Source organism: uncultured Aquimarina sp. (assembly GCF_947492965.1).
Classification (GTDB): Bacteria; Bacteroidota; Bacteroidia; order Flavobacteriales; family Flavobacteriaceae; genus Aquimarina.
Genome location: NZ_CANLOZ010000008.1, coordinates 135,620 through 150,408 on the forward strand (window position 1 = coordinate 135,620; position 14,789 = coordinate 150,408).

Annotated in this window: 18 protein-coding genes; 14 read left to right on the top strand and 4 right to left on the bottom strand. The window is 32.4% G+C overall.

Translation table 11 applies throughout. The features are described from left to right. Positions 1-200 precede the first annotated feature (200 nt). Positions 201-830 carry a 7-carboxy-7-deazaguanine synthase QueE gene (locus tag Q1B37_RS19360; protein ID WP_299901468.1) on the bottom strand — a complete coding sequence of 210 codons (630 nt, stop codon included), beginning with the start codon at positions 828-830 and terminating at the stop codon, positions 201-203. A gap of 141 nt (positions 831-971) precedes the next feature. Then, positions 972-1,427 (bottom strand): RidA family protein, encoded by a 456-nt coding sequence (locus tag Q1B37_RS19365; RefSeq protein WP_299901471.1) that lies wholly within the window; start codon positions 1,425-1,427, stop codon positions 972-974. A gap of 154 nt (positions 1,428-1,581) precedes the next feature. Between Q1B37_RS19365 and Q1B37_RS19370 the strand changes: the two genes are divergently transcribed. From Q1B37_RS19370 to Q1B37_RS19410, 9 genes are all read left to right on the top strand, one after another. Next, positions 1,582-3,117 carry a helicase HerA-like domain-containing protein gene (locus Q1B37_RS19370; RefSeq protein ID WP_299901473.1) on the top strand — a complete coding sequence of 512 codons (1,536 nt, stop codon included), beginning with the start codon at positions 1,582-1,584 and terminating at the stop codon, positions 3,115-3,117. A gap of 45 nt (positions 3,118-3,162) precedes the next feature. Continuing rightward, complete coding sequence (locus Q1B37_RS19375; protein ID WP_299610234.1) at positions 3,163-3,729, top strand: hypothetical protein; 567 nt, start codon at positions 3,163-3,165, stop codon at positions 3,727-3,729. An 18-nt stretch (positions 3,730-3,747) separates the two neighbouring features. Then, complete coding sequence (locus Q1B37_RS19380; protein ID WP_299610325.1) at positions 3,748-4,116, top strand: cupin domain-containing protein; 369 nt, start codon at positions 3,748-3,750, stop codon at positions 4,114-4,116. Next, complete coding sequence (locus Q1B37_RS19385) at positions 4,113-4,952, top strand: alpha/beta hydrolase (protein WP_299901475.1); 840 nt, start codon at positions 4,113-4,115, stop codon at positions 4,950-4,952. The genes Q1B37_RS19380 and Q1B37_RS19385 overlap by 4 nt, the downstream gene beginning before the upstream one ends. Positions 4,953-5,078: 126 nt before the next feature. After that, on the top strand, positions 5,079-5,933 hold the full coding sequence (rluF, locus tag Q1B37_RS19390) for a 23S rRNA pseudouridine(2604) synthase RluF (RefSeq protein WP_299901478.1): 855 nt from the start codon (positions 5,079-5,081) through the stop codon (positions 5,931-5,933). A 126-nt stretch (positions 5,934-6,059) separates the two neighbouring features. Continuing rightward, the gene (locus Q1B37_RS19395) at positions 6,060-6,485 is read left to right on the top strand and encodes a VOC family protein (protein WP_299901481.1); all 426 of its coding nucleotides are present in this window, start codon (positions 6,060-6,062) and stop codon (positions 6,483-6,485) included. 144 nt (positions 6,486-6,629) lie between these two features. After that, entirely contained in the window at positions 6,630-7,562 is a 933-nt protein-coding gene (locus tag Q1B37_RS19400; RefSeq protein ID WP_299610245.1) for a sterol desaturase family protein, read from the top strand. 39 nt (positions 7,563-7,601) lie between these two features. Beyond that, positions 7,602-8,966 (top strand): aldehyde dehydrogenase family protein, encoded by a 1,365-nt coding sequence (locus tag Q1B37_RS19405; protein WP_299901483.1) that lies wholly within the window; start codon positions 7,602-7,604, stop codon positions 8,964-8,966. Positions 8,967-9,192: 226 nt separating this feature from the next. Next, positions 9,193-9,681, top strand: coding sequence for a hypothetical protein (locus tag Q1B37_RS19410; RefSeq protein ID WP_299901486.1), 489 nt, complete (start codon positions 9,193-9,195; stop codon positions 9,679-9,681). A gap of 84 nt (positions 9,682-9,765) precedes the next feature. Here Q1B37_RS19410 and Q1B37_RS19415 read toward each other — a convergent pair whose 3' ends face one another. Both Q1B37_RS19415 and Q1B37_RS19420 read right to left on the bottom strand, forming a co-directional pair. Beyond that, positions 9,766-11,127, bottom strand: a complete 1,362-nt coding sequence (locus Q1B37_RS19415) for an NAD(P)/FAD-dependent oxidoreductase (RefSeq protein ID WP_299901549.1) — start codon at positions 11,125-11,127, stop codon at positions 9,766-9,768. A gap of 150 nt (positions 11,128-11,277) precedes the next feature. Further along, entirely contained in the window at positions 11,278-12,078 is an 801-nt protein-coding gene (locus Q1B37_RS19420; protein WP_299901489.1) for a class I SAM-dependent methyltransferase, read from the bottom strand. 291 nt (positions 12,079-12,369) lie between these two features. Here Q1B37_RS19420 and Q1B37_RS19425 point away from each other — a divergent pair, with 291 nt between their 5' ends. The 5 genes from Q1B37_RS19425 to Q1B37_RS19445 all read left to right on the top strand — a co-directional run bounded on the left by Q1B37_RS19425 (position 12,370) and on the right by Q1B37_RS19445 (position 14,747). Then, entirely contained in the window at positions 12,370-12,837 is a 468-nt protein-coding gene (locus tag Q1B37_RS19425; RefSeq protein ID WP_299610253.1) for a hypothetical protein, read from the top strand. Positions 12,838-12,868: 31 nt separating this feature from the next. Then, positions 12,869-13,240: a DoxX family membrane protein gene (locus Q1B37_RS19430; protein ID WP_299610259.1), complete on the top strand. Its 372-nt coding sequence runs from the start codon at positions 12,869-12,871 to the stop codon at positions 13,238-13,240. Positions 13,241-13,386: 146 nt separating this feature from the next. After that, positions 13,387-13,548: a hypothetical protein gene (locus Q1B37_RS19435; protein WP_299901492.1), complete on the top strand. Its 162-nt coding sequence runs from the start codon at positions 13,387-13,389 to the stop codon at positions 13,546-13,548. Positions 13,549-13,700: 152 nt separating this feature from the next. Further along, on the top strand, positions 13,701-14,249 hold the full coding sequence (locus tag Q1B37_RS19440) for a carboxymuconolactone decarboxylase family protein (protein WP_299901495.1): 549 nt from the start codon (positions 13,701-13,703) through the stop codon (positions 14,247-14,249). A 129-nt stretch (positions 14,250-14,378) separates the two neighbouring features. Beyond that, a complete protein-coding gene (locus Q1B37_RS19445) occupies positions 14,379-14,747 on the top strand; it encodes a cupredoxin domain-containing protein (RefSeq protein ID WP_299610265.1) in 369 nt (122 codons plus the stop codon). Positions 14,748-14,789 lie beyond the last annotated feature (42 nt).

Below are 14,789 nucleotides of genomic sequence, written 5' to 3' on the forward strand. Positions count from 1 at the left end.
TTAGTTAAAATAATATGTATATAGGTTAAAAAACTGTTACCAAAAGGACAACAAAAAAACAAAAGAAAGTTTTTTCTTACTTTTTCTTACTTTTTTTAATGGGTAAATTCTCACATTTTTACGGAAAAACCTTACTTACTTAAAAATCAAGAAGTTTCAACCCGATAAAAACGTCAAAAACCGTAAAAGTAATAAGTCAATTAAGGAATATTTAGGTATTTATGAGTTTGTAGCGAAACCTTCCATTTAGGATTCTCCATCACATAATCGACTATCATTGGAATTACTTTGTCACGCACACTCCATTCTGGTTGCAAGTACAACACACATTCTGATGATACCTGCTTGGCTTGTTCTTCTGCAAAGGCAAAATCACTTTTATTGTAAACGATGCATTTTAATTCGTCTGCTTTTGGATAAATATCTTGTGTTGGAAGTTTTACCTTTTTTGGAGAAAGACATATCCAGTCCCAATCGCCAGTAAGTGGATAAGCACCAGAAGTTTCTATATGTGTTTTCGCTCCTTTATCTTTTAAACCTTTTGTAAGTAAAGTCATATCCCAAGTAAGTGGTTCTCCACCAGTAACCACTACAACATCGCTATATTTAACTGCGTTCTCTACAATTACGTCTGTTTCTGTAGGAGGATGTAACTCTGCATTCCAGCTTTCTTTCACATCACACCAATGACATCCTACGTCACAACCACCTATTCGTACAAAATAAGCTGCAGTACCTTTATGATACCCTTCTCCTTGTATAGTATAAAACTCTTCCATTAATGGAAGCATTTTACCCTCATTCACCAATTTTTCCACACTTTTTTGCATAAGGCTGCAAAGGTAGCTAATAAATTATGAATGACACACCCTATCCAACATTCGAATTTAGTGTGTTTTTCTTCATAAAACCTGTTCTTTAATTATGGAATCTTAATTAATACTATTTCTCATATGAAATGATGTAAGTATTTATTCAGATTTTGTAGCAATACATTCAATTTCAATTTTAGCACCTACAGCCAATCCCTTTGCAGCAAATGTAGTTCTTGCTGGCTTTTGCGGAAAATATGTCTTATACACTTCATTAAAAGCACTAAAATCAGCGATATCAGAAAGGATCACTGTACATTTTACCACATCATTCATCTCCATATCATGATGCGCCAGTACTGCTTTAATATTCTCTAAAGTTTGTTTTGTTTCTGCCTTAATTCCACCACTTGCTAATTTTCGAGTAGTATGATCCATTCCAACTTGACCAGAAAGAAAAAATAAATTACCAACTTGTACCGCATCAGAAAATGGCGCATTTGACTTCTTTGGCTCATGAGTTTTATGGAAAATAACAGATGTATTAGAACTTTGGTTTTTACCACAACTAAACATCATCGAAATAAGCATCACAAAAAAATATATCCTTTTCATTGTTTTAAACATTTGAAATTTTCTAGATAAAGAAAACTATAATTTTCTTCACTTCTTCTTATTAATTTAAAAATTATAAATTTACCTAAACAAAACTACATTCATTTCGATAGAAGAAGTAAGATTCCTATTTTTATCAAAATTTACATCAACTATGAGTACTAATCAAGAATTCCTTGATCATATAACTAAGGGGTATACTACCAAAGGAGATTTTATCGCCTTAGGAGCGGCTATGCATAATGGAGAAACAGTAACGAATGCACATGTTAAAATTCCTCTTAAGACGCTAAACCGTCATGGATTAATTGCAGGTGCAACAGGTACTGGTAAAACAAAAACGCTTCAGGTATTAGCAGAAAACCTTAGTGAACAAGGTATTCCAGTTCTTCTAATGGATATAAAAGGAGACCTAAGTGGTTTGGCTGCTGCTAGTCCTGGACATCCTAAAATTGATGAACGCCATGAAAAAATAGGAATCCCATTTGAAGCTAAGAATTTTCCTGTGGAGATTCTTAGTTTATCAGAACAAGATGGAGTTAGACTACGTGCAACGGTTAGTGAATTTGGTCCGGTTTTATTTTCTAGAATTCTTGATGTAACAGAAACCCAAGCAGGTATTATCTCGATAATATTTAAATATTGTGATGATAATAAATTACCACTGTTAGATCTGAAAGATTTAAAAAAAGTATTACAATATGCTACTGGAGAAGGAAAAAAGGAATTAGAAAAAGACTACGGAAGAATTTCTACCGCTTCTACAGGTTCTATTCTTCGTAAAATTGTTGCATTAGAACAACAAGGAGCAGATATCTTTTTTGGTGAAAGATCTTTTGAGGTTCAAGATTTATGCAGAGTAGATGACGACGGAAGAGGATTTATAAACATCCTTAGATTAACTGATATACAAGACAGACCAAAACTATTTTCTACGTTTATGTTAAGTCTTTTGGCAGAGGTATATAGCACCTTTCCAGAACAAGGTGATAGCGGAAGACCAGAATTAATTATTTTTCTAGACGAAGCTCATCTTATCTTTAAGCAAGCCTCTAATGCCTTAATGGATCAGATAGAAAGTATTGTTAAATTAATACGATCAAAAGGAGTTGGCCTTTATTTTGTTACGCAAAATCCTACTGATGTTCCAGATGGAGTATTAGGACAGTTAGGTTTAAAAGTACAACATGCGCTAAGAGCTTTTACCGCCAAAGATCGCAAAGCCATAAAACTTACTGCCGAAAATTATCCAATATCTGAATATTATGATACTAAAGAGGTACTTACCTCGTTAGGAATCGGAGAAGCTTTAGTGTCTGCACTGGATGAAAAAGGGAGACCTACTCCACTCGCTGCGACTATGCTTAGAGCACCAATGAGTAGAATGGATATACTTTCAGAAAGTGAATTAAAAGAATTGCTTAATGCATCTAAACTTTCTAAAAAGTACAATGAAGATATTGATAGAGAAAGTGCCTATGAAATACTTAACGAAAAAATAGAAAAAGCAGAAGCAGAAGAAGCTAAAGCTGCTGCAAAAAAAGAGCGAGAGAAGTTAAAAAGAACTTCCTCTAGTTCGAGATCAAAAAGCAGAAGAGCTAGCACCACTGAAAAAGCAGTTATCAAAGTATTAACAAGTGCAACTTTTATACGAGGAGCACTTGGAGTTCTTAATAAATTATTACGCTAAACAACGCACAAATCATAGTTTAACTTTGGGAATAACTAATACATTATGTTTAAAAAAATTCATTGTATTTTACTAATCAGTTTAAGTTTATTAAGTTGTCAGAAAGATAAAAAGCAAGATCCTTTTGAAATATCTTTTAATCGAATTGGAAAATTAACCAACACTACAAAAGTTAGTCAATTAGACTCTATCTATGCCAATGATTCAATCGTTAAAGCATCGCAAGGTGGTAGTTTTGTAAATGTTGCTAAAACCATAGAGATTTATGAAAAAGGAGGCTCCAAGCTTTTATCTTTAGAACCCAGAGAAGAAAATAACCCAGAATCTTCTATAGAAAGTGTTCAAATTATAGACTCCAAATTTAAAACTACTTCAGGTTTATCTACCAAAAGTGTTTTTAAGGACATCAAAGATAACTATACGATAAGCAAAATTAATAATACCCTAAGTTCTGCGGTTATTTTTATAGACAGTATACAGGCTTCTATTTCCATAGACAAAAAAGATTTGCCTAGTAGCCTTAAAGCGAATACTGCTGCCAAAATCGAAGCATCACAAATACCAGATACTGCTGCGATCAAATATTTTATTATTAACTGGGAAGAAAAATAAATGCCGAAAGATAACTTTATGGGTAAAAAATATCAGATTCAAAAATCACCATTTGTCGTCCCTACTACAGATGGTAAATTAATCGAAGAACATTTCGGAAGAGCAACAGATGGAAATACTCAAGTCAGTATTGCTCACATGGTAGCACCTCCAGGATGGAGCGAACCTTTTCAAACACCAGAATTTGATGAATATACCTATATTATCAAAGGAAAAAAACAATTTATTATCGAAGGAGAAAAGGTCGTTTTAGAATCAGGTCAGTCTATCAAAATTGAAAAAAATACCAGAATACAATATGCAAATCCTTTTGATGAGCCATGTGAATATATCGCGATTTGTCTTCCTGCCTTTTCAATAGAATCCGTTCATAGAGAGGAATTATGAAGAAAAAACTTAAAAAGTATCTTCCTATATTAATAGGAAAACGACTTTTATTACTTTTCTTTTTTAACAAAAAAAAGGCATTACACAGTGCATACATTCTTTTTAGCACACCACTGAAAGGAAAAATATTACCGGATCAAGAATATTTCTTAGAAGAAGCAGAAGATGAAGTCGTTTCTTTAAATGGGCATTATTTACAAACTTACCGATGGCCAAATATGGGAGAAACTGTATTAATGGTTCACGGATGGGATAGTAACACCCATCGATGGAAAACACTCATAGAAAAACTTCACCAGAAAAATTATAACATCATAGCGTTTGACGCTCCGGCGCACGGAAACTCCTCAGGAAAAACACTAAATGTGCCTTTATACGCAGAATGTCTTCAGAAAATTATCGAATTGTATCGACCAAATTATGTGATTGGCCATTCTATAGGCGGAATGACTTCAATTTTTCATCAATTCAAGTATCCCAATCCGGAGATACAAAAACTAATCGTCTTAGCACCTCCTACAGAATTAGCAGTAATTATGGAAGGTTATCAAAAAACATTAAAGCTGTCTGATAAATTTATGACAGCTTTAAGTCATTATTTTAAGGAAAAGTTCGGTTATTATTTCGATGAGTTTTCAGTTGCTGAGTTTGCTAAAAGCTTAACACATCCTGGCTTGCTTATTCATGATCGATTAGATGATATTGCGCCTTATTCTGGATCCGAAAAGATTCATAAAAATTGGAATAACTCAGAATTCATCACTACCGAAGATTTTGGACATTCTCTCTTTTTTGACGAAGTAGATGATATGATCATTGACTTTTTAAAAAAATAAGTACTTCGTAAAACTCTTATTTTTTTTACTAAAATAGATTTAGTTGTAACTACTTATCCATGAAAGCCATTTTCAGATCCCTAGATATCGTAGCTATAAATACTATATTTGCATTTTATTTAAAATATGTCAAATACGAACCTTACCAGACTCAACAAATACTTAAGCGAAGTAGGATACTGCTCGAGAAGAGAAGCAGATAAATTGATTGATCAAGGTCGTGTTACGATAAACAACAAAGTACCAGAAATGGGCACTAAAGTTGCTCCAGAGGATGTAGTAAGAGTGGATGGAGAATTAATAACTAAACCTAAAGAAAAACATGTATATCTTGCTTTTCATAAACCTATAGGAATTGTCTGTACAACTGCACAAAATGAAAAAGATAATATCATTGACTATATAAATTATCCTAAACGAATTTTTCCTATTGGAAGATTGGACAAACCTAGCGAAGGGCTAATACTATTAACTAGTGATGGAGATATTGTAAATAAAATTTTAAGAGCTAGGAATAATCACGAAAAGGAGTACATTGTTACTGTAAACAAATTAATTAGTCCTCAATTTATTAAACGAATGGGTAATGGGATTCCTATTTTAGATACCGTTACACGTAAATGTGAAGTTGAGCAAATTAGCAAATACGATTTCAGAATTGTACTCACTCAAGGCTTAAACCGACAAATCCGCAGAATGTGCGAATACTTAGGGTATGAAGTAACTCGATTAAAACGAATTCGGATAATGAATATTAATCTGGATACCCCTGTTGGAAAATGGAGATATCTTACAGAAAAAGAGTTAAACATTATTAATAAAGATGTTGGAGATTCGAGCAAAACAGAAGAAGCTTCCTTTGTAAAAGAAAAATCGGAAGATAAAGCACCTCATTCTTCTAAACGTTTTAATTCTAAAAACAATAACACAAGAAATTCTTCACACTCAAAAAAAAGAAAGAGAAGCGATAGAAGACGCTAAATGAAGCGTGTTAATTATATCCTAATAGGCTATAACTTTCCTTTTGAACTAGGTAAATTACGTCAAACTTTAGTTCATAAAACGAGAGTATAAAAAACACATAGAACTACATTAATTAATTCAATTATGAGCACCTTATCTCCTTTCCATTTAGCTATTCCTGTAGACAATTTAGCAATAGCAAGAGATTTTTACAATAACATCCTTAATCTTAGCGAAGGACGTAGTAGTGATCATTGGGTAGACTTTGATTTTTTTGGACATCAGTTAGTCATTCATTACAAACCAAAATCAGAACAAGAAAAAGCACATCATAATAGTGTCGATGGTAAAGAAGTTCCCGTTCCTCATTTCGGAATTATTCTAGAATGGGATACTTGGCAAGAATTTGCTAATATGCTATCCGAAAAAAAAATACAGTTTGTTATTGAACCTTATATTAGATTTCAAGGAGAAGTTGGAGAGCAGGCTACAATGTTTTTTTATGACCCTTGCGGAAATGCCTTAGAGTTTAAATCTTTTAAAGATCCATCTCAAATTTTCATGAAATAAACTCTTTCATATTCGTAAAATTCACTCTTTTCTAGTAAACAATCGTTAAAAACCAATCTTTTTTAATTTAAAAGGTACGAATGTTAAAGTTTTACTACAAATTCTTACTATATTCTGCCCCGTAAAGAAAAGAATTGAAAAAGAATGGATTTTACCAACCCATTAGTCTATGGAGTACCTTGCTTCTTAGGATTAATCTTAGTAGAACTTACATATAGTAAGACAAGTAAACACAAAGAACTTTATGAATGGAAAGATTTAGCCGCGAGTGTTTTTATGGGCGTAGGCTCGGCTATTTTAGGACCATTAATTAAAACAATAACGATCATCCTATTTTTTAACTATGCTTATGATCTCTTTAATCCCGAGGTCGATGGCGTAAGAACTAATATTATGGGATGGGAATCTTTTGGATATAGTTGGCCCATATGGCTATTATGTATGTTGGGAGATGATTTTTCTTATTATTGGTTCCATCGACAAAATCACATGGTACGGTTTTTTTGGGCTGCACATATAGTTCATCATTCCTCAGATAATTTTAACTTGGGTACTGCTGTACGGAACGGATGGTTTACTTTACTATACAAACCTTTATTCTATGTTTGGTTACCGATTATTGGTTTTCCTGTAGAAATGGTTATTGTTTGTTTAGGAATTGAAGCCTTATGGCAATTCCAACTACACTGTGTATTTATTCCTAAAATGGGCTTTGTTGAAAAAATTCTCAATACCCATACCATGCATCAAGTGCATCACTCTAAAAACATAGAGTATATGGATAAAAATCATGGCGGGATTCTTAACATCTTTGATAAAATTTTTGGTTCTTGGAAAGAACTTGATGAAAATATAAAAGTACAATATGGAGTTACTCATGCTCCTAATTCCTATAATCCTTGGGTAATACTTACCCATGAATACAAGGACATTTGGAACGACACCAAAAAATCCAAAAATTGGTATCACAAGTTTATGTACATTTTCGGACCTCCAGGATGGAGTCATGACGGTAGTACTCTCACGGTAAAGCAAATGCAAAAAGAGCTAGAGCTTAAGAAGCAAATGCAAGCATAATCATAATGCTTTTCTAGATATATTTTTATACTTTTAGCTATGAATTATCAAGATGTCATAGACAAGCAAAGGGCTTTTTTTGAAACCAATGCTACTAAAAATATCTCATTTAGAATACAACAATTAAAACACCTTAAAAGTGTTTTACAACAAAATGAAGAGTTATTATACAATGCTATCTACTCAGATTTTAAAAAGTCCAAATACGAAACTTACACGACTGAGCTTGCGATCATGTACCATGAGATTGATCTAGCTCTGGTAAAAATCAAAAAATGGTCAAAAAAAAAGAGCGTTTCTACAGGACTTGCTAATCTTCCTGGAAAAACCTATATCATACCTGAACCTTTCGGAACTGTTTTGGTAATGGGTGCTTGGAATTATCCATATCAATTATCAATCGTACCTGCAATTGCTGCCATTACCGCTGGTTGTACGGTTATTATGAAACCAAGCGAAATACCAGCTAATTCTTCTTCCGTTATGGCTAAAATAATTAATGAAAATTTTAGTCCTGAATTCTTTAAAGTGATTGAAGGAGGAGTACCAGAAACTACAGAATTATTAAAAGTAAAATTTGATAAAATATTTTTTACTGGAAGTATTCCAGTTGGAAAGATCATATATCAGGCAGCTGCAAAACACCTCACCCCAGTAACTTTAGAACTTGGAGGAAAAAGTCCAGCAATTATTACCAAAGATGTCAACATCGACATGACTGCCAAACGTTTGGTTTGGGCTAAATTTTTGAATACTGGTCAGACTTGTATTGCTCCAGATTATGTAATGGTTGATAAGGCTGTACATGATGATTTATTGGTTGCAATACAACGTCATATCGAGAGTGCAGATTATAAAGTAGAGAATCAAAATTATACGCAAATTGTAAATCAAAAAAACTTCGAACGATTACAAAATATGATTGAACCTGAAAAGGTTTATTTTGGAGGAAATTGCGATGCTGAAAATCGCACTATATCGCCAACCGTAATGACTAGAGTTTCTTTTTCTGATAAAGTAATGCAAGAAGAGATTTTCGGTCCTATTTTACCAGTAATTTCTTTTGATCATTTAGATCAGGCTATTACCGATATCAAAAAATTATCCAAGCCTTTATCTTGTTATGTATTTACAAAAAGTAAAACAATAAAGAATAAAATACTACAAGAAATCTCATTTGGCGGAGGAGCTGTAAATGATGCTGTAATGCATTTCATGGAACAAAATTTACCCTTTGGAGGTGTAGGTGATAGTGGTATTGGGAGCTATCATGGCAAAGCTGGTTTTGAAACCTTTTCACATTACAAAAGCATTTTGGAAAAATCCTTTTTAATAGAGCTAAACCTCAAATATTCTCCTTATACCAGCACCAAACTAAAATGGCTAAAAAGGTTGGTTGGATGATCCTCGCGCTTACAAAGATTGCCTGATATTGATGTCAATATCACATCTTAAAAAATTCAAAATAAATCCTACTAAATTAGCGTAGCTGTTAAATCAAAGTTAAAAGCAAAAGAAACCTTATTTTGCTATAGTAACAAATAAGATGTTTAGAACACTACTAATTGCTATTAGATAATAACATTGAAAATAGCATAATCATTTTATTCACTTTTAAAACTTTCTAAACATGAAAAAAATTGGAAAACTAATTTTGACACTAGTACTCGTAACTATTTATTCCTGTTCCACAGAAGATGCTAATGATTCTCTTAACCAACAAAATTTAAATCCTGAAATAAACCAAAAGAGTTCTTGTGGATTTGGTCTTTTCCCTAATCAAGAATATGATTGCGGTTTCCAAAGAGGTTATAGTGATTGGGTTTATCACTACAATACTACGGTTCGTAATTATAATTATGACCCTTGTGAAGAGATAAGAATAGTTACTCCGAATGGCACAGTAGGAATTGCTGCTGGAAAAACAAATGCTTCTAGTAACATTATTCAGATTACCCAAAACAATAACCAAGGGTATTATAATGATTTATTCGATGATCTTTCAACAGAATTTTTAAAAGGAAAAGCGGCTGGATATTCTTTTGGAAGAGGGCAAGAACCATTGTCTTTACCAGGCGATCCAGATTGTACTAACGGACTTGGTGATGGGATTTTTTAAAATTTAGACTTACTAGTGTCCTTAACATTTTCTATAAGGGCACTAGTAATTAACTATCTCCTTTGATTCTTGATAAAACGCTGGCTAAAATTGTAGAGAATTCCTCATATTTAAAGATGCAATGATTTTCTGTTCTACCTCATCACTATCCCATTTTTCTTCGATATTATCAATATTCATTACTTCATCCATAATAGCTGCTTGTTGATCTCCAATCGCAAGAGCCTCAGCATAAGGTCGATTCGTAAAAGTAACCCTAGAATATAAAGGAACCCATTTATCAGGATGGTTTTCAGAAAAACGCTTTTCTATTTTCTTTCGAAGTAAAAAATTGGAATCCGCAGTTTTACTGCTCATTTCCATAAAATTACGATAAGAAAGTTCTGCAATAGCATCTGTGCTTGGTTTTCTAGCTTCTTGATATTCCTCAAAAATCTCTTGCCAATTTTCTCCATTATGGTCTTCTATAATCTGATCAAGTACAGAAATATCCTCAAAACCTGCATTAATTCCTTGTCCATAAAATGGGACAATAGCGTGTGCTGAATCTCCTACCAAAACAACTTTATCCCAATAGCTCCAAGGATAGCATTTCATCGTAACTAATGCACTCGTAGGATTATTATTAAAATCATTTAAAAGTGTTGGCATAAGATCTATAGTATCCGGAAAGTACTTTTGCCAAAATTCTTTTACCTCTTCATCCGTCTTTAAACTCTCAAAAGAATTCTCTCCTTCATGCGGCATAAATAAAGTGCAAGTAAAACTTCCATCTAAATTTGGCAAGGCAATCAACATAAACTTTCCTCTAGGCCAAATATGAAGTGAATTTTTATCTAATTTATGTGTTCCATCTTCATTAGCGGGGATACCTAATTCTTTATATCCTGCATCTAAAAAATCTTGTGAATAATCAAATCTACTTCTTCGCTGCATTTTATGTCGTACTCTAGAAAAGGCACCATCACATCCAAAAATTAAATCATATTGATACTCCTTCCACTCCCCTTTTTCTGTCTCTCCTGTATAAATTTTAGCTTCTGGTAAATTTACATCCCACACTTTTTCATTAAATCTAAAAACGGCTCCAGACTCTTCTGCCAAACTAATCATTTTTCGATTTAATACCCCTCTGGAAATTGAATATATCGCTTCGCCTTCTTTTCCATAATATTGATGGTATATAGGCTGTCCATTTACATGCATCGTTCTTTTATCCATTGGAATAGCTAGTTTTCTAATTTCTTCACCAATTCCAACAGTATCCAAAGCTTTCCAACCTCTAACTGACATTGCTAGATTGATTGACCTACCACTAAATTTTACCTGTCTAATATCGGGTCTTCTATCAAAAACAGTTACTTTATGGTTACGCTTTCTTAGATAAATTGCTAATAGTGAACCCGCTAGGCCACTTCCCACGATAGCTATATTTTTTGGTTGCATATGTAAAAGTGATTCCAGTTTGCCAAAATATGAAAAAGGAACATTATACGATCCGAGTTTTAATGTTCTTGGCAAACTAGCTCTATATACTTCAGAGCTTTTGTTGACACCAAAACCTTCAGCAAATGTAAAAAAATTATCAATGAATTGTTACTTAAATGCTTTAATAGCAAATAGTATTGGGTATAATTTATCCTTAGTTTCGAACATTCCGTCATTATTCCTTGTCATATTAGGAAACACGTTGTACGGAGATTGATCATATTCTTTTAAGTATTCTATAGTTAATCCAGCTTCAGATAGAGCAGACACTACCTCTCCCAATCCATGGTTCCACCCATATTCTTTACTAATCATGCTAGAGTTCATATCAGCATAAGTACCCTGATATTCTTCATAGATAGCTTCTTTTTGATGATATCCATATTTCATTTTAGGGGTTTCTTCTAGGTAATCAAACATCCAAACTATAGGATGAAACTCTACTATATAAAAGATTCCTCCCGGTTTTAATCTTTCTGCAATCACTTGCCCCCAAGGTTTCAAATCGGGTAACCAACCTATTACGCCATAACTCGTAAAAACAATATCGAATTTTTCCTTTACATGATAAGAAGTATCCAACACATTACAACAATAGAAATTAGCTTCTAACTTTAATTCCTTTGCTAGTTCTTTTGCTAGGTTTATTCCTTTATCAGAAATATCAATTCCCGTACATTCAGCTCCCATCCTACTCCAGCTTAGAGTATCCTGTCCAAAATGACATTGCAAGTGCAATAATGATTTTCCCGAAACATCTCCCAATGCCTCTAATTCAAATTTTGCAAGAGAGCTTCTCCCATCTTTAAAAGATTTTACATCATAAAACTCACTAGCTGCATGTATCGAAACCTTTGTATCCCAAGTCGATTTATTGGTCGAAAAATATTCTTGAAAATCTTTACTCATTATATCACCTCTTTTTTTTACAAAACTACATATAAAGTACTTTAACCGCTTTCATTAAATAAGATTTATTAGACTTTCCCTAACATATTTTATCAAGTTAAATAATTAATTTTGTATCAACTTAACATTGAAAGTTATTTGATCATTTTATGAAGTGGTAAAAGGAACATGTAATTTTTTAAATGCAATTGCGACTTATACGTCATACATAATTATTCAGATTTTTTAATCTACATATTTTTTGCCCCGGTATTGTAGTATAATTTAATGATTTACTTAAAACGTACCAGTATGAAAACTTTTTACAATTCATTTTTCACAGCAATTTTCTCATTGATAAGTTTATCCTTTTCTTATTCGCAAGAAGATATGTATAAATCTCAACTAGAGACAGTATACTTACAAAACACCAAAGAAACTATCTATAAGAATACTTTTAGTCAATATAATAACGACTTAATCGCTTTAAATGAAATTAAGTTCAAAAAAGAAATAAAAAATTTAAAGGGAAAAAGTAGTCTTTTATTTTTTGATTCAAATAAAGAAAAAATAGTGTTAGAAAAAGCTTCTTATCTGAAAATCATACGAAAAGCTGCTAATAGAAGTAAAAACAAAGATTCCTTTGAAACTTTTTTACGAAACAATTTACCACAACTCTCTAATCAATTGTCACAAGATAACAATCTGGAACAATTGTATTTTATATCTAGAAAGAATACATTTAATGGTAAAATAGACGCGTTACCCAGCGTTCTATAGTAACTAACACAAACTCTGAAAATATTTAACAATGAAAAAGGCCATACCCCTGGTACTAAGAATAATTGTAGCTATTATTCTTATACAAACCCTTAGATTTAAGTTTACTGCGCACCCCGACAGTGTTTATATTTTTTCAAAAGTGGGCTTAGAACCTTACGGAAGAATAGCCACCGGAATTGTAGAATTAATTGCCGGAATCTTATTATTAATTCCTAAAACAGTATGGATAGGTGCTACGATAACACTTGGTGTTATTGGAGGAGCTATTTTTATGCACTTAACTAAATTAGGAGTTGAAATCAACAATGATGGAGGTGTTCTTTTTATTACCGCATTATTAACATTTATTCTAAGTGGTATTATTCTTTGGATAAAAAGAAGAGAAATTAAATTCTTCTAAAACTTATATACTTACTGTAAAAAACCTCCAATTTTTGGAGGTTTTTTTTATTTAGGGAAAAATCTACAAGCGGTTAGGAAAAAATGACATTCTGTAGCCCTTATTATTACTTCATCTTTGTAATGTTAATTTAAAACAATACAAAAATGACAGTAGATAATAAATCCATATTCAATTTAATAGAAATTTTTCGTCAAGGAAAAAGAACAATTGTAAACACGTTTAATACAAAAGCTCATTGTGAGCAAAGAAGTCATCATGATTTTTATTGTGATGTAGAAAGACCTTTTATAGCTTCAAAAAAATAGAGGAAGGAAAAATTGACAAGTCATCGGGAAAAACGAACATTCTAATACACATATTTCGATCGGATCTTTGCCTTGTTAAATTAAATAACAATTAAAACTTAAATATAAATCCATTCTGAAGCGCTGGCTCAGAATACTAAAAAATCACAATCATGGCAACAATTAATGTACCAACAAGAGAAGAAGTAAACAGTACCAACCAAGGTATCTTTGACAATCTTACAAAAGCGTTAGGATTTGTTCCTAATCTTTATGCGACATACGCACATAGTGAAACAGCATTAGAAAATTATTTAAACTTCTCTAACGCTAAAACATCATTAAAAGCTAAAGAAAAAGAAGTAGTAAACTTAGCGGTAAGCGAAGTTAACAATTGTATTTATTGTTTATCTGCACATACTGCAATTGGAAAGATGAACGGTTTTACAGATGAACAAATATTAGAATTGAGAGCTGGGCAAGCTTCTTTTGACTCTAAATTAGATGCGCTGGCTAAATTAGCTAAGAACATTACAGAAAATAGAGGTCGTGCGGATCAAGAAGTAGTAGACAATTTCTTTGCGGCTGGATATGATAAAGGAAACTTAATTGACACGATTGTATTGGTAGGTGATAAAACTATCTCAAACTACATTCATAGTACTACTCAAGTTCCTGTTGATTTCCCTGTAGCACAACCATTAGAAACTACTACAGCATAATAAAATATCAACCACCAATAAATACTAACAATTAGACAATTCTGAGAAGAAAGAATTCAGAAAGAAACTCTTTCTTCTCAGAAAATCAAAAAAATCATTTTCAACCTTAATTATTTAAATACTAAAATCATGAAAAAATTAATCACATTATTCACATTCATTTTCGCAATTACTTTAAGTGCAAATGCTCAAGATGTTAAAACTGTTTCTTTAGAGCAGACTAAAGGAGAGTTTACTCAAAAACAAGTTACTTTATCAGAAGGAAGTTATGTTTTCAATATCTCAAATAACAACTCAGGTACTGATGTTGGGTTTGTTCTAGTACCAGCTGGAAAAGACGCTTCTAATCCTAAAAATCATATTCAGGAAGCTTATGTAACTAAAGTTGTAGCAGAAGGAAAAACTGAGAGTTCAAAAACAGTAACGTTACAAAAAGGAGAATACACTTATTTTTGTCCATTAAATAAAACTCCACAATATAAACTTATTGTAGAGTAATTATTTTGAAATATTAAACTTTAAAACTCCCTTTTTTTAAGG